The organism is Pseudomonas sp. 05L36 (genome assembly GCF_056398125.1).
The window spans coordinates 46,255-66,622 of record NZ_JBFTOU010000019.1; the positions used below are offsets into that span (position 1 = coordinate 46,255).

The 20,368-nt window shown below is 59.9% G+C and carries 15 protein-coding genes; 4 read left to right on the forward strand and 11 right to left on the reverse strand.

Features of this window, described 5'->3' with window-relative positions; genetic code table 11:
• Window positions 1-26: 26 nt before the first annotated feature.
• The 3 genes from AC1DKH_RS19755 to treP all read right to left on the reverse strand — a co-directional run bounded on the left by AC1DKH_RS19755 (window position 27) and on the right by treP (window position 4,532).
• On the reverse strand, window positions 27-1,250 hold the full coding sequence (locus AC1DKH_RS19755) for a carbohydrate porin (RefSeq protein ID WP_477799025.1): 1,224 nt from the start codon (window positions 1,248-1,250) through the stop codon (window positions 27-29).
• A 107-nt stretch (window positions 1,251-1,357) separates the two neighbouring features.
• Window positions 1,358-3,007, reverse strand: a complete 1,650-nt coding sequence (treC, locus tag AC1DKH_RS19760; RefSeq protein ID WP_477799026.1) for an alpha,alpha-phosphotrehalase — start codon at window positions 3,005-3,007, stop codon at window positions 1,358-1,360.
• Between the two features lie 82 nt (window positions 3,008-3,089).
• Window positions 3,090-4,532 (reverse strand): PTS system trehalose-specific EIIBC component, encoded by a 1,443-nt coding sequence (gene treP / locus AC1DKH_RS19765; protein WP_477799027.1) that lies wholly within the window; start codon window positions 4,530-4,532, stop codon window positions 3,090-3,092.
• 237 nt (window positions 4,533-4,769) lie between these two features.
• On the opposite strand from treP, the gene treR reads away from it, so the two are divergent.
• The gene (gene treR, locus AC1DKH_RS19770) at window positions 4,770-5,474 is read left to right on the forward strand and encodes a trehalose operon repressor (RefSeq protein ID WP_477753502.1); all 705 of its coding nucleotides are present in this window, start codon (window positions 4,770-4,772) and stop codon (window positions 5,472-5,474) included.
• 75 nt (window positions 5,475-5,549) lie between these two features.
• Here the strand turns inward: treR and guaA are convergent, their stop codons facing one another.
• The 8 genes from guaA to AC1DKH_RS19810 form a co-directional block, all read right to left on the reverse strand.
• Window positions 5,550-7,127: a glutamine-hydrolyzing GMP synthase gene (gene guaA / locus AC1DKH_RS19775; RefSeq protein WP_008053207.1), complete on the reverse strand. Its 1,578-nt coding sequence runs from the start codon at window positions 7,125-7,127 to the stop codon at window positions 5,550-5,552.
• Between the two features lie 99 nt (window positions 7,128-7,226).
• Window positions 7,227-8,696: an IMP dehydrogenase gene (gene guaB / locus AC1DKH_RS19780; protein WP_008053208.1), complete on the reverse strand. Its 1,470-nt coding sequence runs from the start codon at window positions 8,694-8,696 to the stop codon at window positions 7,227-7,229.
• Window positions 8,697-8,912: 216 nt separating this feature from the next.
• On the reverse strand, window positions 8,913-9,461 hold the full coding sequence (locus AC1DKH_RS19785) for a sugar ABC transporter ATPase (RefSeq protein WP_477799028.1): 549 nt from the start codon (window positions 9,459-9,461) through the stop codon (window positions 8,913-8,915).
• 172 nt (window positions 9,462-9,633) lie between these two features.
• On the reverse strand, window positions 9,634-10,815 hold the full coding sequence (gene purT / locus AC1DKH_RS19790) for a formate-dependent phosphoribosylglycinamide formyltransferase (RefSeq protein WP_477753505.1): 1,182 nt from the start codon (window positions 10,813-10,815) through the stop codon (window positions 9,634-9,636).
• A 77-nt stretch (window positions 10,816-10,892) separates the two neighbouring features.
• Window positions 10,893-11,360, reverse strand: a complete 468-nt coding sequence (locus AC1DKH_RS19795) for a preQ0 transporter (protein ID WP_477799029.1) — start codon at window positions 11,358-11,360, stop codon at window positions 10,893-10,895.
• A 182-nt stretch (window positions 11,361-11,542) separates the two neighbouring features.
• Window positions 11,543-11,758 carry a DUF1289 domain-containing protein gene (locus AC1DKH_RS19800; RefSeq protein WP_477799030.1) on the reverse strand — a complete coding sequence of 72 codons (216 nt, stop codon included), beginning with the start codon at window positions 11,756-11,758 and terminating at the stop codon, window positions 11,543-11,545.
• The gene (locus tag AC1DKH_RS19805; protein ID WP_151213897.1) at window positions 11,755-12,279 is read right to left on the reverse strand and encodes a gamma carbonic anhydrase family protein; all 525 of its coding nucleotides are present in this window, start codon (window positions 12,277-12,279) and stop codon (window positions 11,755-11,757) included. Before AC1DKH_RS19805 ends, AC1DKH_RS19800 begins: the two co-directional genes overlap by 4 nt.
• Before the next feature lie 51 nt (window positions 12,280-12,330).
• The gene (locus tag AC1DKH_RS19810; protein WP_477799031.1) at window positions 12,331-12,930 is read right to left on the reverse strand and encodes a CoA pyrophosphatase; all 600 of its coding nucleotides are present in this window, start codon (window positions 12,928-12,930) and stop codon (window positions 12,331-12,333) included.
• Between the two features lie 147 nt (window positions 12,931-13,077).
• On the opposite strand from AC1DKH_RS19810, the gene AC1DKH_RS19815 reads away from it, so the two are divergent.
• From AC1DKH_RS19815 to AC1DKH_RS19825, 3 genes are all read left to right on the forward strand, one after another.
• Entirely contained in the window at window positions 13,078-13,629 is a 552-nt protein-coding gene (locus AC1DKH_RS19815) for an NUDIX hydrolase (protein ID WP_477753510.1), read from the forward strand.
• 121 nt (window positions 13,630-13,750) lie between these two features.
• Window positions 13,751-14,254 (forward strand): L,D-transpeptidase family protein, encoded by a 504-nt coding sequence (locus AC1DKH_RS19820; protein WP_477799032.1) that lies wholly within the window; start codon window positions 13,751-13,753, stop codon window positions 14,252-14,254.
• Between the two features lie 303 nt (window positions 14,255-14,557).
• Entirely contained in the window at window positions 14,558-20,311 is a 5,754-nt protein-coding gene (locus AC1DKH_RS19825) for a membrane-targeted effector domain-containing toxin (RefSeq protein WP_477799033.1), read from the forward strand.
• The last annotated feature ends 57 nt before the right edge of the window (window positions 20,312-20,368 follow it).

Sequence of the window (20,368 nt, forward strand, 5' to 3'; positions counted from 1 at the left end):
ATTGCGGTACCGGGGTTATGCGGCGTTTATTTCCACCAGTACTCGACCTGCAATCCGACGTTCGCACCGTGTCGCGCCGTGCCGAAGGTGCCGGTGTCGGACAACGCCGAACCCGCCGCCAGTTCGTTGGCCGCCCGTTTGGCCGCCTCGTTCCAGCTGGCATAGGTGTAATACAGACGCACCTCGGGGCGCGCCCAGAATTCCGGGCCCTTGGGCGACCAGGTCGGGGCGAAGGTGAACTTGCTCAGCTTGCGCGTCCCGCCCGTGGCTTCGACCTGATCGTGGCCCAGTTCGGTCACCAGTTTGAACTGCTCGGTGATCGCATACACCGGGCGAATCCCAAGGGAAATCCAGTTCTGGTCAGCGCCATCCGGGCGAATGTCTTTCTGATAGACCGCTTCGACCTGCCCGCCAAATCGTGGCGTCACTTGCCAGTCAAAGAACTCCACCACCCGGTAGCTTTTGCTGCTGTCGTCCAGCTTCACGTTGCCGGTATAACCCAACCCGGTGCCGGGGCCTTCACCGTACTGAAAGGCCAGTTTGTTCTTGCCGCCCAGAAAGCCCTTCTGCACATGCTGAGTGGTGATCGCCCAACCACGATGAGCGTCGCGGCTGTCGGGTTTGTCGATGTAGCTCAGGCCAAACTCCAGCTCACCGCCGGGGTTGGTCTGAAAACCTGCGACGTTGAAATCCTGCCGGGTGACATAATCCTTCTGGTACAGGTTGTCCTTGCGCGAAAAGGCGTAGCTGTACTTCAGATCGCCGATCAGCACATCTTCGATACCGCCGCCGGTAGCGCTCTGGTTCCAGTAATAGAAGTCGGAAATGTGGATATCGTTCCGTTTGTAGTAACGCCGACCGGCCCACAGCGAACCGCCGTTGAGGCTGGGCATGTTCGACCATTGCGCGTACATCTGGGGCATGCGCACCGAGCCGTTGTCACCGTTGAACGTCAGGTCCTTGTCGTACTGGTTATACAGCGATGCCATGCCGTCGACGCTGAGCACCGAACCATCGTCCAGGGTGTACAGATCCTGGCGCAGTTCAAGTTCAGCGTACTGCTCACATTCGTTACCCAAGCGGTATTTGGTCTGCGCTCCCTGCAACTGGAAACACTGCTGCTTACCGCTGTTAACCGAGGTCCCGACGCCGCTACGCAAGTAACCGGAGAACTCCAGCGCCTGGGCCGACAGTGGTAATGCCAGGCACACGCCCGCCGCTACAAGGCTGCGATTTATTGTTGTTTTCAAGAACCACCTCATTATTTTTATTGTGTGATGCAGCAAAATCGGCGCGCAAAACTCCCCCGCGCAGCGTTCTGCGTGTTTTTTGAAACGGTGCTTTTATTGGTTAAGGGCTAGTGGTCAGTCAGGTGCAGCACGAACGACTCGAACGGCCGTAAAAACACCTGCTGATTGCGCAGCGGACAGTCCCGGCAGTTACTGATCACCAGCCGTTGCGCCATCGCCGGGTTGATCACGTCAGCCGGCAGTTCGACTTCGCACGGCGTGCCGTAGAAGTTGTTCAGCACAAGCAAACGCTCGCCATGGCCTTCACGCACATACGCCCAGATTTGCGTGTGCTCAGGCAACAACTGCCGATACACACCGTAGGACATCAGCGTTTCACGGCGGCGCAGGGCGATCAGCTGACGGTAGTAATGCAACACAGAATCCGGGTCGTCGAGTTGGTGGGCGACGTTGATCTGCGCCGCGTTGGCCGGCACCCCGATCCATGGTTCGGCAGCGCTGAAACCGGCGTTAGGCTCGGCGTTCCAGTGCATGGGCGTGCGACCGTTGTCCCGGGACTTCTGCATGATCGCCGCCATGTTGTCGGCGTCGCTGCTACCTGCCTCGCGCTTGAGCCGGTGAATGTTCAGGGTTTCGACATCGCGGTACTGATCGATGTGATCGAACCCCGGATTGGTCATGCCCAGTTCTTCACCTTGATACACAAACGGCGTGCCCTGCAGGAAATGCAGCGCCGTACCGAGCATCTTCGCCGACACCACCCGATGCTCACCGTCATGACCAAAACGCGAGACCACCCGCGGCTGATCGTGGTTACACCAGAACAGTGCGTTCCAGCCGCCGCCGGCCTGCATGCCGGTTTGCCAGTCGGAGAGGATGCGCTTGAGTGCGAGGAAGTCGAAATCGGCGCGAATCCACTTTTGCAGGTTCGGGTAATCAACCTTCAAGTGATGAAAGTTGAAGGTCATCGAGAGCTCTTTCGACTCTGGCCGTGAATAGCGGATGCAGTGTTCCAGGCTGGTGGATGACATCTCGCCGACGTTGATCAGGTCATGGCCTTCGAACACTTCACGGTGCATTTGCTGCAAGTAGTCGTGGACGTTCGGGCCGTCGGTGTAGAAGCGCCGACCGTCGCTGTTGTCCTCGGGGAAATCCGCTGGTTTGGAAATCAGGTTGATCACGTCCAGACGGAAACCACCCACGCCTTTGTCGCGCCAGAAACGCATCATCTTGAAGACTTCGGCACGCACCTGGGGGTTGTCCCAGTTCAGGTCGGCCTGCGTGTGGTCGAACAAGTGCAGGTAGTATTGACCGGTCTGGGCCTCGTACTCCCAGGCCGAACCGCCGAACTTGGATTCCCAGTTGTTCGGCTGGTCGCGCCAGATGTAGAAGTCGCGGTAAGGGTTATCGAGGCTGCTGCGGGCCTGCTGGAACCAGGTGTGTTCGATCGAGGTGTGATTGACCACGATGTCGAGCATCAATTTGATCCCGCGCTTGCCGGCCTCGGCGATCAGCAACTCGCAGTCGGCCATGGTCCCGTAGCTCGGGTCGATGGCGTAGTAATCGCTGATGTCGTAACCGTTGTCGCGCTGGGGTGAACGCAGGAACGGGGTGATCCACAGGCAATCGACACCCAGCCAGTGCAGGTAATCGAGCTTGGCCACGACGCCGAGCAAATCCCCCGTGGGGTTGCCGGCGTGGCTGTGAAAACTCTTCGGGTAGATCTGGTAGATCACCGAACGTTGCCAGTCTTGCATGGCGCTATTTCCTTTTTGAATATGTACTGGCCCCGTAGGAGCTGCCGAAGGTTCGGCAGCTCCTACGGGCGAATGCGATCTATCAGGCGACCCGATACCCGGGCCGGACAATCTTCATGCTCAACCCGCAGGTCAGAACAAACGGCACGACCATGGCAATCACCATCCCGATCACGAACATCGGAATGAACTGCGGAATGATCGAGATGAAACCGGGCAATCCGCCGACGCCGATCGCCGAGGCCTGGACCTTGTTCAGCGACAGGAAAATGCTGCCCAGCGCCGAGCCGATCAGGGCCGCATAGAACGGAAACTTGTAGCGCAGGTTGACCCCGAACATGGCCGGTTCGGTGATGCCGAAGTAGGCAGAAATCGCCGAGGTCGAGGCCATGCTCTTGTCCCGCACACTGCGGGTCATGTAGAACACCGCCAGTGCCGCGCTGCCCTGGGCGAGGTTGGACATGACGATCATCGGCCAGATGAATGTGCCGCCCTGAGTGGAGATCAGTTGCAGGTCGACCGCGAGAAACATGTGGTGCATGCCGGTGATCACCAGCGGTGCATAGAGCAGCCCGAAAATCGCGCCGCCGACCATGGGCGCCAGGTCGAACAGGGTGACCACGCCTTCGGTGATGAGAATCCCCAGATGACGGGTTACCGGGCCAATCACCGCCAGCGCCAGCACACCGGTGACGACGATGGTAGTGATCGGCACCACCAGCAATTGCACCGCGTTAGGCACCCGCGCCCGCAGCCACTTTTCGATCACGCTCATCACGTAGGCCGCCAGCAGGATCGGTAGGATTTGTCCCTGATAACCGACTTTCTCGATCTGAAACATACCGAGGATGTCGAAGTACGGCAGGCTTTGCCCCTCCAGCCCCGCCACTGCTTTGCCGTAGTTCCAGGCATTGAGCAGATCCGGGTGCACCAGCATCAGGCCGAGCACAATGCCGAGGATTTCGCTGCCGCCAAAGCGCTTGGCCGCCGACCAGCCCACCAGCGCCGGGAGAAACACGAACGAGGTGTTGGCCATCAGGTTGATCAGGCTCCAGAGCCCGTCAAGCTTAGGGTAGGCATCGAGCAGGGTCTTGCCCTCGATGAACATGCCCTTGGCGCCGATCAGGTTGTTGATGCCCATCAGCAGGCCGGCAATGATCAGCGCCGGGAGGATCGGCATGAACACGTCGGAAAATACCCGCACCAATCGCTGCATCGGGTGGATCTTGTCGGCGCTTTTTTGTTTAACGTCGGCGATGGTCGAGGCGGCGAGACCGGTTTGCCGGCGCAGCTCGGCGTAGACCTTTTCCACTTCGCCGGGGCCGATGACCACCTGGAACAGGCCGCCGGTAAAGAACGAGCCTTTGACCAGATCGATCTGGTTCAGCGTGGCGCTGTTGACCAGGCTCGGGTCCTTGAGGGCCAGGCGCAGCCGTGTGACGCAATGCGCGGCCTGCTCGAGGTTGTCGCTGCCACCGAGGTTGTGCAGCAGCTCAGTGACGATATTCGGATAGTCGTGGCTCATGCTTGTTCTTCCACTGTAGTTTTTTGTTATTGGCAGCACGCCGAAACGAAAAGTACTCGTCTGTACGAGTTATTGCAACAACTCGTACAGACGAGTTTGATTTTGTTTATCCTGAACCTGACAGGCAGCGATATTTCCTACATCCGAAGTCAAAGAAACCCAAAGCCGCATGGACAAACCCCTACCCTGCCCTTAAGGTTCGAAACCTTGAGCACAGCGCGGCATAGAGCCATCCCCATGAGTAAATACAACCAGATCTACAGCGATCTGCTTGCCAGCATCACGACCGAACGTCTGGAACGCGGCGCCCGATTGCCCTCCGAAACCGAACTGATGGACAGCTATCAAGCCAGCCGCGGCACCGTACGCAAGGCCATCGAGCAATTGCAGGAGCGCGGTTTTGCGCAGAAAGTCCATGGCAAAGGCACCTTCGTGCTGTCGACCAACCCGATCGAATTTCAGCTCGGCGGTATCGTCAGCTTCCAGGAAACCTACCCGCGACTGGGCAACGACGTCAGCACCGAGGTGGTCGAATTCACCCAGATTCCCCTCGAAGGCCCACTGCTCGAACACATCAAGGCTGAAGAAGGCAGCCTGATCACGCGGATCAAGCGCGTGCGGCGAATCGACGGCAAACGGGTGATCCTCGACATCAACCATTTCGTCAGCGACGTGATTCCCGGCCTGTCCCGCGACATCGCCGAACAATCGATCTACGCCTTCATCGAGCAGACCCTGCAACTGCAAATCGCCTACGCCCAGCGCACCATCGAAGCGGTGCCCCTCAGCAAGGACGACCAGCAACACCTGGACCTCGACGGCCAGAGCCATGTGATCGTGGTCAGCAACCAGACGTTTTTGCAGGATGGGAGGCAGTTCGAGTACACCGAATCGCGGCATACGCTGGATAAGTTCTACTTTTCGGATGTGGCTCGGCGCTGAAACGCAAAAGGCCGTGTGAACTCACGTTCACACGGCCTTTTTTAAAGCGATCAAACCATCAAGGCTTGTGCAGGATCACTCCCACTCAATCGTCGCCGGCGGCTTGCTCGACACGTCGTAAGTAACGCGGGAGATGCCTTCGATTTCATTGATGATGCGGCCGCTGACAGTTTCCAGCAGTTCGTAAGGCAGGTGTGCCCAACGCGCGGTCATGAAGTCGATGGTTTCCACGGCACGCAGGGCCACGACCCAGGCGTAACGACGGCCATCGCCAACCACGCCAACCGATTTCACCGGCTGAAACACCACGAACGCTTGGCTGACCTTGTGGTACCAGTCGGCCTTGCGCAGTTCTTCGATGAAGATGTGGTCGGCGCGGCGCAGCAGGTCGGCGTATTCCTTCTTCACTTCGCCGAGGATGCGCACGCCCAGGCCCGGGCCCGGGAACGGGTGACGGTAGACCATGTCGTATGGCAAGCCCAGTTCCAGGCCCAGACGACGGACTTCGTCCTTGAACAGCTCGCGCAGGGGTTCAACCAGCTTGAGGTTCATTTCTTCCGGCAAGCCGCCCACGTTGTGGTGCGACTTGATCACGTGGGCCTTGCCGCTTTTCGCGCCAGCCGACTCGATCACGTCCGGGTAGATGGTGCCCTGGGCCAAGTACTTGATGTTGTCCAGCTTGCAGGATTCGGCATCGAACACGTCGATGAAGGTACGGCCGATGATCTTGCGTTTCTTCTCCGGGTCGGCTTCGCCGGCCAGGTTGCCCAGGAACTGCTCTTCGGCGTTGGCGCGGATCACCTTGACGCCCATGTTCTCGGCGAACATGGCCATCACTTGCTCGCCTTCGTGCAGGCGCAGCAAGCCGTTGTCGACGAATACGCAAGTCAGCTGGTCGCCGATGGCCTTGTGCAGCAGTGCGGCAACCACAGACGAGTCCACGCCGCCGGACAGGCCGAGCAGGACGTTGTCGGTGCCAACCTGGGCGCGAACCTGGGCGATGGCGTCTTCAGCGATCTTCGACGGGGTCCAGAGTGCTTCGCACTCGCAGATGTCGAGGATGAAGCGCGACAGGATGCGACCGCCCTGCTTGGTGTGGGTCACTTCCGGGTGGAACTGCACGCCGTAATAGCGACGCTCGTCGCTGAACATGCCGGCGATCGGGCAGCTCGGGGTGCTGGCCAGGATATGGAAGTCTTCCGGCATGCGGGTGACCTTGTCACCGTGGCTCATCCACACGTCGAGGCCGAACAGGCCGTCGGCGTCGATGTGGTCTTCGATGCCATCGAGCAGGCGGCTCTTGCCGACCACGTCTACGCGGGCATAACCGAACTCACGCAGCTCGGAACCTTCAACCTTGCCACCCAGTTGCTCGGCCATGGTCTGCATGCCGTAGCAGATACCGAAGACCGGCACGCCCAGATCGAAAACGGCTTGCGGGCAGCGCGGGCTGTTGGCTTCGTGAACCGACTCCGGGCCGCCGGCGAGGATGACGCCTTTAGGAGCGAATTCGCGGATCGCATCTTCGTCCATATCGAACGGGTGCAGTTCGCAGTACACGCCGATTTCACGCACGCGGCGGGCGATCAGTTGGGTGTACTGGGAACCGAAGTCGAGGATCAGGATGCGGTGAGCGTGAATGTCGAGGGCCATGATTCAGTCTCGTCTAAAAAATTCGGAAACAGTCGTGATTCAGAAACAACTCGGGGCTGAATAAAACAGCCCCGGTTGCTTAGCTTGTTGCTTGAAGGCTCAACCTACGCGGTAGTTTGGCGCTTCCTTGGTGATCTGCACGTCGTGAACGTGGGATTCGGCCATGCCGGCGCCGGTGATCCGCACGAACTCAGGCTTGGTGCGCATCTCTTCGATGTCGGCGCTACCGGTGTAGCCCATCGATGAACGCAGGCCGCCCATCAGCTGATGGATGATGGCGCTCAGGGTTCCCTTGTACGGAACACGCCCTTCGATACCTTCCGGAACCAGCTTCTCGGCGCCTGCCGAGGAGTCCTGGAAGTAGCGGTCGGAGGAACCCTGGGCCTGGGACATGGCGCCCAGCGAACCCATGCCGCGGTAAGCCTTGTACGAGCGACCCTGGAACAGTTCGATCTCGCCTGGCGCTTCTTCAGTACCGGCGAACATCGAGCCCATCATCACGCAGGAAGCACCGGCTACGATGGCCTTGGACAGGTCACCGGAGAAACGGATGCCGCCGTCGGCGATCAACGGTACGCCAGTGCCTTCAAGGGCAGCGGCAACGTTGGCGATGGCACTGATTTGCGGCACGCCGACACCGGCGACGATACGGGTGGTGCAGATCGAGCCAGGGCCGATACCGACCTTGACTGCGTCAGCGCCAGCTTCGGCCAGGGCCTTGGCGGCAGCGCCGGTGGCGATGTTGCCGCCGATGACCTGCACTTCAGGGAAATTCTGCTTGACCCAGCGAACGCGGTCGATCACGCCCTTGGAGTGACCGTGAGCGGTGTCGACTACCACCACGTCAACGCCAGCAGCGACCAGCGCGGCAACGCGGTCACCGGTGTCTTTACCGGTGCCGACTGCTGCGCCAACACGCAGACGACCTTGATCGTCCTTGCTGGCCAGCGGGTAAGCCTTGGCTTTTTCGATGTCGTTGACGGTCATCATGCCCTTGAGGGCGAACTTGTCGTCGACGATCAGCACGCGCTCGATGCGGTGCTTGTGCAGCAGTTCACGCACATCGTTCTTGTCGGCGCCTTCCTTGACCGTGACCAGACGCTCTTTAGGCGTCATCACTTCACGGACAGTGGCTTCCAGACGGTTCTCGAAACGCACGTCACGGGAGGTGACAATGCCGACCAGGTCGCCATTGTGCAGCACCGGAACGCCGGAGATGTTGTGCATGCGGGTCAGTTCGAACAACTCGCGCACGGTGGCGTCGGCGACGATGGTGATCGGGTCCTTGACCACACCGGCTTCGTAACGCTTGACCTTGCGGACTTCGGCAGCTTGCTGCTCGATGGTCATGTTCTTGTGGATGATACCGATACCACCTTCCTGAGCCATGGCGATTGCCAGACGGGCTTCAGTGACGGTGTCCATGGCAGCGGAAACCAGTGGAATATTCAGCTCGATGCCACGGGTAAGGCGGGTCTTGAGACTGACTTCGTTAGGAAGCACCTCGGAATAACCGGGCACTAGGAGAATGTCGTCGAATGTCAGAGCTTCTTGGCTGATACGCAGCATCGCGGGGGCTCCCGAGCGGGAAAATGGAAGCGCGCCATTATAGTCGGACACCCCCTCGGGTTCAATGTAAAACTCTATCTATTATCGACCTTATAGATATACGGAACATATCGCCCCTGTAGGAGCTGCCGCAGGCTGCGATCTTTTGATCTTGTTTTTTAAAAATCAACATCAAAAGATCGCAGCCTGCGGCAGCTCCTACAGGGGATGCAGTGTTCAAAGTTCGACTTTCACCCAGCTGACCGGCTGATCGAGCCAATCGGCGAATTCATCGATAAAACTCTGCTTGAACCCGGCTTCGGCCCAATTATTGAAGATGAAGCCGAGGTTGGAGAAGCCGCATTCCTGCAGGAACAGGAAGCCGTTGATGTCGTCTTCATGCCCGCATTCGGGGCAGGTGAAGTTGTCGGTGCGCCCCGGCATCCAGTCTTCCAGGCTTTCGAACAGGGCTTCACCGACTTCCTTGCGGCACTCGGCGCAGCCCGCTTCTTCAAGGAAACCCTTGGCTGGCGTATAGATGCAGCGCTTGGTGATGATCTCCAGGCCATTGATCGGCTCGCCGAACGGCAGGGCTTCGGGGTGCAGGACCACTGCGCGGGCACCGTCGGCGATGGCGTGGGCCATGCGATTGCCGGTGCGGCCGCAAGTGGTCAGCTCCTCCTCGATGATGTTCTTGCGCACCAGCCAGCGCACAATCGCCCGGGCCCGAGGCTCGTGCACCGGCAGGGTGGAGATTTTCGGCACGATGATGCTTTGCGAATTCATGGGGTACAGGCCTGAAGAATGACCTGTAGGAGCGAGCCTGCTCGCGATGGACTCAAGAGCACCGCGGGGAACCAGACTCCCCGCGTTATCGTTAACGACCATCGCGAGCAGGCTCGCTCCTACAGTGAAATGTGGCGAGCCTATAGAAGGTATAGGCCCGCCATAGCTGTTTTTACAGTTCTACGACAACCGCCTGCGAAGCACGGGTCGCCTTGGCGCGGGCGGTTTCGATCGATTCGTCGCGGGCCAGGGCCACGCCCATGCGGCGTTGACCGTTGACTTCAGGCTTGCCGAACAGGCGCAGCGCGGTATCCGGCTCGCTCAAGGCCGCACCCAGGTTGGCGAAAGCGGTCTGGGTCGACTGCCCTTCCACCAGGATCACCGCCGAGGCCGAAGGCCCGAACTGACGGATTAACGGAATCGGCAGACCGAGAATGGCCCGAGCGTGCAGGGCGAACTGCGACAGGTCCTGGGAGATCAGGGTGACCAGGCCGGTGTCGTGCGGGCGCGGCGAGACTTCGCTGAACCACACCTGATCACCTTTTATGAACAGCTCGACACCGAACAGACCACGGCCACCCAGGGCTTCGGTCACGGCTTTGGCGACACGTTCGGATTCAGCCAGGGCAATCGGGCTCATGGCTTGCGGCTGCCAGGACTCCTGATAGTCGCCCTTCTCCTGACGGTGGCCGACCGGCGCGCAGAAGGTGGTGCCGCCGACGTGGCGCACGGTCAGCAGGGTGATTTCGTAGTCGAAATCGATGAAGCCTTCGATGATCACCCGACCTTTACCGGCACGGCCACCTTCCTGGGCGTAGTCCCAGGCTTTCTGCACGTCATCGACGCTGCGCAACAGGCTCTGGCCCTTGCCCGAGGAACTCATGACCGGCTTGACCACACACGGGAAACCGAGGTCTTCGACGGCTTTGCTGTAGTCCTCGAAGGTGTCGGCGAAATGGTACGGCGAGGTTGGCAGGTCCAGTTCTTCAGCGGCCAGGCGACGGATGCCTTCGCGGTTCATGGTCAATTGCGCGGCGCGGGCAGTCGGGATCACGTTGAAACCTTCGGCCTCCAGTTCCACCAGGGTAGCGGTGGCGATGGCTTCGATTTCCGGCACGATGAAGTGCGGCTTCTCGGCTTCGATCACGGCGCGCAAGGCCGCACCATCGAGCATGTTGATCACGTGGCTGCGGTGCGCCACCTGCATGGCCGGCGCATTGGCGTAGCGGTCCACGGCAATCACTTCAACGCCCAGGCGTTGCAGCTCGATCACCACTTCCTTGCCCAACTCGCCACAGCCACACATCAATACGCGGGTCGCGGTGGGCGACAATGGAGTTCCGATACGGGTCATCTGAAGGTCCTCAAGGAGCGGATCATCGAGGGAAGCGCGCTTCCCATGGGGAGAAAGCGCGGCATTTTACATGAACTTCAGCTGACGACAGCCTGTTTGCGCAGGCGCCAGGCCATGATCAGCCACACGGCGGTGACCCCGGCGAACTTCGAACCCAGGGCGGTGAGGATCACCCCCGGCATCAGGGCATCGATCATGCCGAAAAAGATAAAGGTATCGAGGGGAATACTCAGGGCCGAACTTATCCACAGGCGATCATGCAGCGCACGTTTGGTGATGCTGAACACCAGCCAGTCGATGCACTCGGAAACCGCGAAGGCCGTGGCGCTGGCCAGAGCGATGGACGGATCAGAGGTGACATAGGACAACACCAGTGCCGCCAGCATCGCCACGAGGGCGCCATGCCCGAAACGGGCTTGCACCATGTCGCGCAACACAAACACCAGCCCGCCCCAGGCCGACCAGATGATGTCCAGGTCCGGTGCGGTGGAAAAGGCATAGTTGATCAGCACGACGCTGCTGATGTAGGCGATCAGGAAGAGCATGGGCGGGAAATACCTGGCAATTTGACGCACAGGATACTGTAGGAGCGAGCCTGCTCGCGATGGGCGTGAACGATAACGCGGGGAGTCTGGTTCCCCGCGGTGTTCTTGAGTCCATCGCGAGCAGGCTCGCTCCCACAGTCGACCGCATTCCCATGTAGGAGCGAGCTTGTTCCGGGGCGAATTCAGCTATCGGATTTGGAAGGGAGCATCCAGATCAACCCGCTGGCCTTGGCCCGCTCATGACACAACCCCAGCACCTTGCGCCGCTCGTCGTTGTCCATGCGGCTCCAGCGGGTAATCTCCTCCACCGTGCGTTGGCAACCGGTGCAGATATCATCGTCGTCCAGCGCACAAATGCTCACGCAGGGCGATGCCACCGGGCGTTCGGTGGTGGTCATTGTTCCTGCTCGGCCAGATCGCGGGCATAACGCTGCGAGTTGTGCACGTAGTGAGCAGCGCTGGCTTCCAACATCTTGATTTGCGGCTCGGTCAGTTCGCGCACCACCTTGCCCGGTGAGCCCATGACCAGCGATCCGTCCGGAATCTCCTTGCCTTCGCCGATCAGCGAGTTGGCGCCGATGATGCAGTTCTTGCCGATCTTCGCGCCATTGAGAATCACCGCGTTGATCCCGATCAGGCTGTAGTCGCCGACGGTGCAGCCGTGGAGCATGGCGTTATGGCCGATGGTCACGCCAGTGCCGATGGTCAGCGGGTAGCCCATGTCGGTGTGCATCACGGTGCCGTCCTGGACGTTGCTGTTCTTGCCGATCAGGATCAACTCGTTGTCGCCACGCAATACGGCGTTGAACCAGACGTTGGCGCCCTCTTCCAGCTTGACCTTGCCCACCAGCACGGCATTGGGTGCGACCCAGCTCTGTGGATGGGTTTCGACGCGGGCGTCGCCCAGGCGGTATTTCATCTGTGTTTCCTCAAGGCTCAGGCGGGCTTTTTGGCCATTCGAACGATGGCTTCAGGTATCGATAAAGCTTTTGGGAGGCTGATGCAGGCTGATTTTGGCGTCATACAGCAGGTTGATCAACTCGACGATCATGATCGCCGTCAGCCCCCAGATCTTGTATTCACCATAGCGATAGCTCGGCACGTACCAGCTGTGGCCCTGATAATCGATGCGATGGGTATGTTCGCGGGGGTCTTTGCGGAAGAACTCCAGGGGCACGCTGAACACCGCGGCAATCTCGGCATCGTTGGCCCGGTATTCGACAAAATCCGGGATCACCCCGACATAGGGCGTGACCTGGATGCCATGCAGGCTGATCAGCGGGCTGAGCGGGCCGATCACCTCGACCAGCCCCGGCGGCAGGCCGATCTCTTCTTCGGCTTCACGCAGGGCGGTGAAAATCAGGTCCGGGTCTTCAGGGTCACGACGCCCGCCGGGAAAGGCAACTTCGCCGCCATGGGTCGACAGGCCGCTGGCACGCAGGGTCAACACCAGCTCAGGCTCGTCACTGCGGGTGATGGGCACCAGCACCGCGGCCTCGGGAAAACGACGGTCGGTCTCCAGTGTGCGTGGTGTGTGGTTACTAACCCGATGCAGTAGCTCGTCCAGCATGAGTGTTCTCGATCTGTGCCCTACCCGGCATCATGCACCAATCGCTGCGGTCGCCCAACCCCCGCAGCAGCCCCATGTCGCGAAACGACAACTTGCCGACAGACACTGCCGCACGCCAAGATAGGCGCAGCATTCAGGAACCCCAGCATGAAATTTTGCAGCCAGTGCGGTAACCCGGTGACCCAGCGCATTCCCGAAGGCGATTCGCGCCTGCGTTTTGTCTGCGACAGCTGTCAGGCCATTCACTACCAGAACCCCAACATCGTCGCCGGCTGCGTGGCGACTTGGGGCACCCGGGTGTTGCTGTGCCGACGGGCCATCGAGCCACGTCGCGGCTACTGGACCCTGCCCGCCGGTTTCATGGAGAACGGCGAAACCATCGAGCAGGCAGCCATTCGCGAAACCGCCGAGGAAGCCTGCGCCCGGGTGCGCAACCTGAGCATCTATACCCTGATCGACGTGCCACACATCAGCCAGGTGCATGTGTTCTTCCGGGCCGAACTGGCGGACCTGGACTTCTCTGCCGGCCCCGAGAGCCTGGAAGTGCAACTATTCGACGAAGCGGACATTCCATGGGATGAGCTGGCTTTCCGCACGGTGGGTCGTACCTTAGAATGCTTCTTCGCTGACCGGCGGACCGAGGTCTATCCCGTTCGGTCTGAATCGATCCCGCCACTTGCTCAGCCTGCCATTATCTGATGTCATCTCGGCATCACACAAAGGCGCCGAAAGATCGCCCGAACGCGGCACGAGCCTGCGGCAGCTCCTGCAAAAACTTCTATACATAAATAGTCGCGACACCTCCTGGGGAATCGTTTCAATGCGCTGGTTGCTTGCCCTGTTCTGTTTGTCGTTTGTCACGGTGTCCCAGGCTTCTGCCATGGAAACCCTGGACGGCAAGGTCATCGAGAAGATCCTGATTCTCAAGTCTTCCCATCAATTGCAATTGATCAATGACGGCAAGCCGCTCAAGACCTATCGCATTTCCCTGGGCAAGCGTCCCAAGGGGCCCAAGCTGATGGAAGGCGACAAGCGCACCCCGGAAGGTTTCTACTGGGTCGACTGGCGCAAGGTCAGCGACCGCTTCAACCTGGCGATGCACGTTTCCTACCCGAACATCAGCGACTCGGCCCGCGCCCGTCGTGAAGGCGTCGAGCCCGGCGGCATGATCATGATCCACGGCACCCCGGACAGCGAAGACACCCCGGAAGACCTGTTCCACACCCTGGACTGGACTGACGGCTGCATCGCCATGCGCAACATGGACATGCGCGAAGTCTGGAACCTGGTGCCCGACGGCACGATGATCGAAATCCGCCCGTAATCCCTCACGACCGTTGGTCGCCCGAAAAAATAAATTAAAAAGATCGCAGCCTGCGGCAGCTCCTACGGAGTTGATACCAATTCCGTAGGAGCTGCCGCAGGCTGCGATCCTTGCCTTCAAAATCCCCACCTCTAATACCACTTCAAACCAACCCCGAGTCTGTGATTGACAAGCCGTTATCGCGAGCAGGCTCCCAGCATGTATCGCGATACTCCCGCCAAATCGTGGCATACATATGTACCACCACCTCCTCCCTCTCCCTCGCCATGCTGCCGGCTCTTTCTACCGACTGAGACCGTTTCCATGAGCACACCCACCCCCCCACCGTCTTTTGAAGAAATCAAAGGCTACCTCAACCAAATCGGCCATCACCTGCTCAACGCCCAAACCCCACTGCTGCCCGACCATAAACCCACAGCCGAACAACGCTACCTGGAACGCCTGGACGGCATCCTCAAGCGCTACCGGGAACAGTTCCTGAGCAAGGCCAAAACCCACTATCAAGGATTAGCCAACAACGACCTGAAAACCTCGGAAGGCCAGACTCTGCTCACCACTCTCAAGAGCACCTTGAACACGCATCTGATGGACATGGACCTGCGTGGGCAGATCGATGGCAGGTCACTCAAATCCTACATGACCTTCGAAGCCGGGTTCACCGCCCTGGAGCATGAGGCCAGGCTCGGCGTCCAGGATCGCCTGCTGCACCCACAAGAAGGCACGATGCTCGAAAGCGTGGCGCTGCCCCCAAGCTTGCGTCCAGGCCTGTACGCCTTGCAGTTCAGTTACCAGGCGCAACAGGTCGAGCTGGCCGGTGCCTTTGTCGCCACAGAAAAAAACAGCGTTGTGGTCAACGACCTGATGAGCGCGCAGGACGTCGGCCAAGTCTTGCTGTTCACACCTGCGCGAGGGATCGAATCGTTCAACACCCTGGCCGAACTCAACACCCACTTGCGGCAAAACATGGAGCACGCCAGCGGGCGCAGTGAGTTCATCGACAGGTTGCCCACGCGCTACCACGCCTTGAGCCCCGCCGGAATCTGGCCCCTGGAACTATCACCCATCGACGACCAGCCGTTGTTCGAACACACCGTCGGTGCACTGATCGCCAAGCGCACCCAGGATATCGACCGGGCCCTGAGCCTGGTGGACAACCCGCAGCACGACCCTGCCCAATTGATCGCGGCCCTCGACCGCGCGATCCGCAGCGCCCTGCCCGACCTCGGTGCCCGTCTGGAACTGCGCGCCCAACGCCTGCTCGAACGGTTGCTGCGCTACAGCGCACCCGATTGGTATCGCAGCGCGAGCGAGGCACACCGGGCCACGCTGGCTGAACATCTGGCCAGTTACAACCAGGCACGCCAACACCTGCTCGATCTGTTGGGCCCCGCCGCGACCCCCCAAGCCCTGGCCCGTTTTCAATGGCTGGAGCGGTTGAGCGATGACCTGGAGATTCACGACCTGAACCCGGAGCACCTACAGGTCAAAACCCAACGGCTTGTGCCCAGCGTCGGCCACTATGAACACAATCGCAACCTGATCGACCTGGCCTTGCGGGGCCTGCATACCGGCGACGAACTGCCTGGCTGCGACTTTCTGACGAAGACCACCTTTACGTATAACGGAGCGCCCTTGCCCGATGCGTACCAAGACCTGACCCCAGCGTGGATCGTGCAACAGTTGATGACCCTGCAACCTCGGTTCGACTTTGCACAGGTGCAACGAGAACTGCACGCCCGGCCCGAGTTCAGCAGCGCCATCGAGCAGATGCTCGACCAGCGGATCAACGCCCTGGCCTACACCGCCTTCCTGCAAGGCCACATTCGCGAAGACGACTACCAGGCGATCCAGCGCCTGCGCCAGGGTACCGATGCGCGACTGAGCGCGGCCACCCTGGGCGCCAGCGTCCTGTCGCTGCACGGTGCGCAACTTCAGGACCTCTGGATGATGCGCCAGACCGATGCCAAGGGGACGGTCAACCGCGTGCTGCTCTGCACCCCCGAGGCACCACAAGAGCACCAGTTCCAGGTGTTCGACAGCGAGCTTGCGTGCCAGCAACACATCCTCGGCTGGACCCTGGACAACGGCCTCAAGGCCCCACCCGGCACCATGACCGACTACTTGATCCGCCAGGTACCACTGCGCCTTCGCAACTCGATGAAGCACCTCTTGAGCGGTCTGAGCCTGAAGTTTCACGCCCAGGATTACAACAAGATCACGTTCAACGCTGGCAACTATCGCCAGAGCCTGAAATCGATGGCTGATCATGTACTCGCCACACGTATCGATAACTACGAATTCAATACGCCGAGTTGGTATCGCTCAGCCACCATTGATGTCAGGCGAAGACTCTCGACCCTGGCCGGGGATGCAGAAGGCAGCTTGCAGACCTACAACGACCCTCCACAGTCCGAAGCCCGCTTCCAAAGCTTCGATGCCTACCTGCATGAAAAGGCCAGGGAGCGCTTGAACCAACTGCTGGGTCGCCGTCAGAACGATGTCGACCCGGACACCGTATGGGCCTATTCACCCTCCGCACTCGGCACCCGGACACCGGCGCCCATGACGTATACCCAGCTCTACCGTGATGGCTACGCCGATGGCGTCGGTTTTCTCGACGAAAAATTCTCCCGCTCGGCAAGGTACAGGGGCCCGCAAGGCGTTGACCTGAGCACCCTGAACGCCAATCCAGAAGCCGTCGCGCGCTCGGTCACCGGCGTCTGGATTGGCCAGCGCTACGTCGACAAGGTCAAGGCCGAGTTGCTGGACCCGGGCAGCCCGGCGTTTACTTTCAGGCGCAATGCGGTGCTGGCCATTACTCAACGACAGATGCTCAGTGCCGCATTGGAGTGTCGCCTGCAAGGACACATCGCCGGAGTTGACCTGCAATGGCTTGAGCGCTGCATCGCCAGTATGGGCGACACGTCGCTGGAGACTCGCGGCAACTACGCCATCCATCGCCTGCTGGTCGACGGCGAATGGGTCATCGACACCTACCTGTTCAGCCACGCTGACAACCCGGTGCTGCTCTATACGCCCCATGCCCCCGACGGCATCACCTTTCGCGAGGCCAGGCAGTTCAATTACCTGCTGAAAAAACTCCCCGACTTCATCCGCTACCTCACCCTGCGTGTCGATGTTCAATCCCGGGGCCGGATCCAGGCATTTCTGGAGGCCGCCAAACAAGGGCTGCCTGAGGACCTGGATAAAACCACCCCCAGCCCCCCACGTTACGACTCGACCCGGGCACTGTCTCCGGTGCTTGACCTGCGCCGTTTGCTGTACAACATGAAGCTGCAACGCAAGATCGACGAAGTGACCGCCACCACCACTAACCGCACTCAGATGATCACCAGCATGCTCTGGACGTGCGTGGAGTTCGTGGCCGCCATCGCCACTGCGCCTTTCCCGGTTCTGAGTCTGAGTGTTGGCCTGCTACTGGCCTTCAAGGACGGCATGCTCGCCCTGCATGCGTACAACCAGGGCGACACCTCGGCCGCCCTTGAGCACTTCGCCGGGTATCTGTTCAACAGCGCCGGCGCCCTCTTCACCGACCTGCGTCCGGTCCTGCACTCGTTCAAACCCATCGGCAAATCCGTGCGCCTGGCAGTTGCCAGCACCGAGCAAGGCCGGGCGATGAAGCTGATCAGCCAGCTGGAAACCGCCCCCCCGGCACCTGCAGGCATGCAGCCTGTGTTGTTCAACGGCGAGGTGCTCTGGGCGCCGAAGACCCCGGATGTGATCGGTCGCTACTTGCTGTATCGCCATGACCCGGTCAGCGGCAAATGGGTCTCGACCACGCGCCTGGCCGCACCGAACGCCGAGGGCATCTGGACCCGCACCGGAGTTTCCGGCGGCGCGCCGAAATATGAAACAGTGCCTGAAACCCCCGGACCGTCAAAAGACTATGGGATGCCACAGAAGTACTGGAGCAGGCTTGAGCCGGTCATGGACCCGCAGATGCGGGCGCTCATGATCAGCCAGGCAGCCGATATTGACCAGGGTCTAGTCGACACCGTGCTGGGCAGTGCCGCCAATGAACTGCGTTCGTTACGCACGGTTTACCTGCAACAGATCGAACGCCTGACCAAGGACGCGGACAACTTCTTCCTCTACCTCGACACGTTGCCCGCTCGCGCCACCGTGCCTGCCGTAGAGGCCAGTACCCCGCTGGCCCGACTGATCGTCAACGATACCTTTGCCGGCAACAGGAACCTGGTCATCGGTGCCGTGCCAGGCTCCATCGCCAGCAAGCAGGCACTGATTACCAACATGAATGCCCTGGTCGAGCAAGGTTTCAAGCGCCTGTATGTGGAGTTCCTGCCAGGGGATGTTTTCAAGTTCAAGCTTGAAAAGTTCAACCAAGGGAAATCATGGCGGCACATCAAAGAACATTTGAAGGCCATAGACCGGTCCTTCGGCATCGCAAAAGACGCCGAGTACTCTTACTTGGCCCTCGTACGCAAGGCCAGGGAAAAAGGCGTGCAAATCAAGGCGCTGGACGCCTCGACCTCCTATCGACTGGACGATGTCCTGCTCATGGGCGATAGCTCGCCGACCACGCCCCAGCCCAACAGCCTGAGAAACTACTACTCGCACAAAGTCATTGAAGCCGACATGGCCGATGCACCGCACGAACGCTGGATCGCCCTGGTCGATCGCTCGCGCATGACCACATACAACGGGACACCTGGCCTGGCTGACTTGACCAATGCGGTTGCGCTGCGCATCGAAGACGTCGGCCTGAATCAACCGGTGGGCATCTGGTCAGACACCCCCGGCAAGATACCAGGTGATGCACTCGCCAAAGGTGACTACCACATGACCCTGCAAACACCGTACAAGACACCCGAACCCATCTCGGCGGCTGCCTCTACATCCGTCGTCAGCACTGGCCATTTCAACGACTTCGATATTGCACCGTCGCTAAGAGATGAGATCGCCCGCATGAGCGACCAACCGCGCGGCCTGGACTCTCGCTACGCACCGTCCCAGCCAACGCGAGCTGAAGCGTTCTCTGAATTCATCAAGCTACGCAGAAACTTGAATACCAATGCCAAGAGCTTCTTTGCCGACTATGTTCCGCCTGCCAGGCCAACGTTGCCAACGATCAGCACCAGCACCACGCCCGAGTCGTTCCTGAAACAAATCAGCGAAAGCCGCCTGCCGGGGTTGGTGATTGGCGAGGCTCACTCGGCAGAGTCGAGCAAGGCATTTCTGATAAAGCAGATGAAGCAGTTGAAGCAGCAGGGCTACAAGACGCTCTACGTCGAACACCTGCTCACCGACCTGCACCAGGCTGAACTGGAGGTATTCCATCAAACCCAGCGGTTTCCCGACAACCTCAAGGCCTACCTGAAAGCCCAGGATCGGGGACATATGCCGTTCTACAATGGCTCTGACAACTACTCGGAAGTCATCCAGGCCGCCAACAAATATGGCATCCGCATCAGGGCGCTGGACTGTACCGCCAGCTATCACCTCAAGGGCTTGCCTGATCCGGAAAAAGCCCGCAACCAGATGTTCAACTACTTCGCTTCCCGGGTCATCCTGGCCGACCAGGCGGCACACGGCCCCCATAAGTGGATTGCCTTCATCGGCAGCGCCCACACCAATAACTACCAAGGCGCATCGGGACTGGCCGAAATCCTGAGCACGGTCAGCCTGCATGTCAGGGATTGCGCGCCGTCACTGTCCAGAGGCATTCACCTCGGGTACTGGGAAACCGATCTCACGGGGCCTGGCTGGAGGGCGATACGCAGTGACTTCAAACTGGAAGTCAGCAACGCCCGGCAACGAGTTCCCGCGCCCTTTGCACCTGTCGACAGGTCAAGATTACGCCAGGCGGGGCACTTCCTGATCGAACGCCCCTCGGCTGCCGAGACCAACCTGTTGCACCGCTCCCGCAGCGGTGAAATTGTTTCCACACCGATTCAGGTGGACGATAACGGATTGTTCTTTATCGACCGCTGGGACCTGTCGACACGACACTTCGAGTACCAAAACATGCTGATCGAAGCACTCAAGGCAGACGTTCCCCTGACGCCAGCGCCGTAATCGGCGCCAGTCACCTATTATCACGTCCAACAAAAAACCCGCTGAAATCTCTTTCAG

What these genes read in the sequence shown, in the direction of transcription:
- treC (WP_477799026.1), bottom strand. Translation starts at nt 3,007, where the DNA reads ATGCAAGACTGGCAACGTTCGGTGATCTACCAGATCTACCCGAAGAGT.
- treP (WP_477799027.1), bottom strand. Translation starts at nt 4,532, where the DNA reads ATGAGCCACGACTATCCGAATATCGTCACTGAGCTGCTGCACAACCTC.
- treR (WP_477753502.1), top strand. Translation starts at nt 4,770, where the DNA reads ATGAGTAAATACAACCAGATCTACAGCGATCTGCTTGCCAGCATCACG.
- guaA (WP_008053207.1), bottom strand. Translation starts at nt 7,127, where the DNA reads ATGGCCCTCGACATTCACGCTCACCGCATCCTGATCCTCGACTTCGGT.
- guaB (WP_008053208.1), bottom strand. Translation starts at nt 8,696, where the DNA reads ATGCTGCGTATCAGCCAAGAAGCTCTGACATTCGACGACATTCTCCTA.
- AC1DKH_RS19785 (WP_477799028.1), bottom strand. Translation starts at nt 9,461, where the DNA reads ATGAATTCGCAAAGCATCATCGTGCCGAAAATCTCCACCCTGCCGGTG.
- purT (WP_477753505.1), bottom strand. Translation starts at nt 10,815, where the DNA reads ATGACCCGTATCGGAACTCCATTGTCGCCCACCGCGACCCGCGTATTG.
- AC1DKH_RS19795 (WP_477799029.1), bottom strand. Translation starts at nt 11,360, where the DNA reads ATGCTCTTCCTGATCGCCTACATCAGCAGCGTCGTGCTGATCAACTAT.
- AC1DKH_RS19800 (WP_477799030.1), bottom strand. Translation starts at nt 11,758, where the DNA reads ATGACCACCACCGAACGCCCGGTGGCATCGCCCTGCGTGAGCATTTGT.
- AC1DKH_RS19805 (WP_151213897.1), bottom strand. Translation starts at nt 12,279, where the DNA reads ATGAAATACCGCCTGGGCGACGCCCGCGTCGAAACCCATCCACAGAGC.
- AC1DKH_RS19810 (WP_477799031.1), bottom strand. Translation starts at nt 12,930, where the DNA reads ATGCTGGACGAGCTACTGCATCGGGTTAGTAACCACACACCACGCACA.
- AC1DKH_RS19815 (WP_477753510.1), top strand. Translation starts at nt 13,078, where the DNA reads ATGAAATTTTGCAGCCAGTGCGGTAACCCGGTGACCCAGCGCATTCCC.
- AC1DKH_RS19820 (WP_477799032.1), top strand. Translation starts at nt 13,751, where the DNA reads ATGCGCTGGTTGCTTGCCCTGTTCTGTTTGTCGTTTGTCACGGTGTCC.
- AC1DKH_RS19825 (WP_477799033.1), top strand. Translation starts at nt 14,558, where the DNA reads ATGAGCACACCCACCCCCCCACCGTCTTTTGAAGAAATCAAAGGCTAC.